Source organism: Burkholderia sp. SRS-25, assembly GCF_004343765.1.
Lineage (GTDB): Bacteria > Pseudomonadota > Gammaproteobacteria > Burkholderiales > Burkholderiaceae > Burkholderia > Burkholderia contaminans.
Genome location: NZ_PTXM01000064.1, coordinates 1 through 612, shown reverse-complemented (window position 1 = coordinate 612; position 612 = coordinate 1). Strand labels below are relative to the sequence as shown.

2 rRNA genes are annotated in these 612 nt (G+C 48.0%); both read right to left on the bottom strand.

Annotated elements, in window-relative coordinates:
• Positions 1-109: ribosomal RNA gene (locus tag C5O79_RS37930) — 23S ribosomal RNA — on the bottom strand; the annotation flags it as partial.
• Between the two features lie 393 nt (positions 110-502).
• A 16S ribosomal RNA gene (locus C5O79_RS37920) occupies positions 503-612 on the bottom strand; the annotation flags it as partial.

Below are 612 nucleotides of genomic sequence, written 5' to 3'. Positions count from 1 at the left end.
TACGGATCAAAGCTTGTTTGCCAGCTCCCCGTAGCTTTTCGCAGGCTACCGCGTCCTTCATCGCCTGTGATCGCCAAGGCATCCACCACATGCACTTGTTCGCTTGACCCTATAACGAGTCTGTCTCGTCGACAGTCGCTACAGGTTGAGTTCTCGCGTTGTGCCGTATTCCAATTGAGTCAAACATAGAGTTCGAATCATCTTGAGATACATCGATACAATCACAACCCGGATAGTTTTCACGTCCATCTCAAGACGCTTCCGCTATCCAAATTACTTACTTCTTCCAGATTGTTAAAGAACGACAGCCGATACTTTCGTACCGCTCTGACTGGCTCAATCGCCAATGAGAAAAACTCGAACCAAACTTCATTCGAATGTTTGTCATTGATGATTATCGAAAGCGGCCGGCATTATAACCGATTAAACCGCTAACAGACAGTCTTTCTGTCTTTATCAACAGCCGATAAGCGTGAGCGCTCAATTTTGCGAGAAGCTCTGGAAAGGAGGTGATCCAGCCGCACCTTCCGATACGGCTACCTTGTTACGACTTCACCCCAGTCATGAATCCTACCGTGGTGACCGTCCTCCTTGCGGTTAGACTAGCCACTT